Annotated in this window: 1 protein-coding gene; it reads right to left on the bottom strand. The window is 31.5% G+C overall.

Features of this window, described 5'->3' with window-relative positions; all coding sequences use genetic code 11:
* Positions 1-299 precede the first annotated feature (299 nt).
* On the bottom strand, positions 300-1,468 hold a 1,169-nt coding region (locus NZM04_03455), incomplete at its 5' end, for a hypothetical protein (protein ID MCS7063096.1).

The following is a 1,468-nucleotide window of genomic DNA, read 5'->3' as shown; positions in this document are numbered from 1 at the left end:
CATACCTTCAAGCAAGCGCATCCGGGTTATCAGAGCTGCCCGCGGGATGAAGTAAGTATTTGGATTTATGTACTACCTACAATTATTTATAAAATTCTCTCTAAATGCAATCACAAGTAGCTAACTATGTAAAGTGCATTGCTGAGCGTACTCTCATTTCTATCACACTGCACATAATGTATTGTTAACTATATTTGTTTGATTGATAAATAACTTGCATTGGCCTAGATTAAAAACTATTTTCTAGAAAATATTTGAAAAGTAGTTTACTTTAAAAACAATGTGGTTTACTTCACGCGCTAAACTAAAAACATCTCGTCGTTTATTGCAGAAGTAAACTTACTAAGAGATATTATCAATTCTGATATTGATGGATGATCGGGTGAATTCGTCGTTATTGTTTTCAGCATTTTATGTATAATATTACCTTGGCCTAATTCATTCAATATATTCATTATCACTTTAATATGATCATCTTGGCGTGTACTTTCTATTACCTCCAATGCCGGTTGAATAATATTTTCCAGGGGTATAAATTTGAGAATATCCTTATCTTCAACCTCGAAATCTTTAGCTAAGATATCTGCATTTTGGTATAAAAATTTAAAAGCAGAGGGGCTTCCACTTGATAAAACAATGTGCTTGATTTTGTTTGATAAATTGTATTCAACAACCATATGCTTTAGAAGATGTTCAACAGTCTGGTTGTTTTTTTCTATCATTGTATAAACACACAACATCAAAATATTATGATTTATTGATGTGATTTTACCTCTGTTTCTTATCAAATATTCTGCTGCTTTATCTGGAGATATATCTATTGCTATCCTGAGGAAATCATCAAATTTATATTCATTCAGTATACTATCTAATATTTTCTCAATTATATCCCATCTCTTTTTCAATTTGGCGTAATTTAATAATAACGCCTCTATATTATCACGCTTTTTATTATCACGCTTTTTATTATCAGGCTTTTTATAGGTGAATCGGTCAAAGGCTTTGATCATCTTAATCAAATTATCTTCGCTAATTAATTTAGCTACAAAGTCGGGATATTGATAGTTAAAAACCTTCACGGAGCCTGTTTTGATAAAATTTTGAATGGTTTTGTTAATTAAACCTTCATCCATGCTATGAATAGCGGCATCTAGGATGTTTATATTAATGCGCTTATATGGAGAATCTGTCCATTTGTGCAATTTATTAATACACTCTTTAGACCCTATCTTTCCGATAGCTATTATTATATTATTATCAAGCATAGGCTGATTAGATATTAGTTGATATAGTCTTTCACAGCGATTATTTAGCAAAAACTCGAACATTTCTTTGCTATAATATTTACCTCGTAATATGACACCATTCGATGCATCGAGCTGACGTAGACGATAAATAATGTTACTCAGGGCGAGTATCAAAGTGCTTTCATCTTTATAATCATGCCAGTTCCGCTCTAATACATCGA

It is taken from the genome of Candidatus Methylacidiphilales bacterium, assembly GCA_025056655.1.
GTDB lineage: Bacteria > Verrucomicrobiota > Verrucomicrobiia > Methylacidiphilales > JANWVL01 > JANWVL01.
The sequence above is the reverse complement of the archived record's forward strand: the minus strand, read 5'-3'. Positions and strand labels throughout refer to the sequence as shown.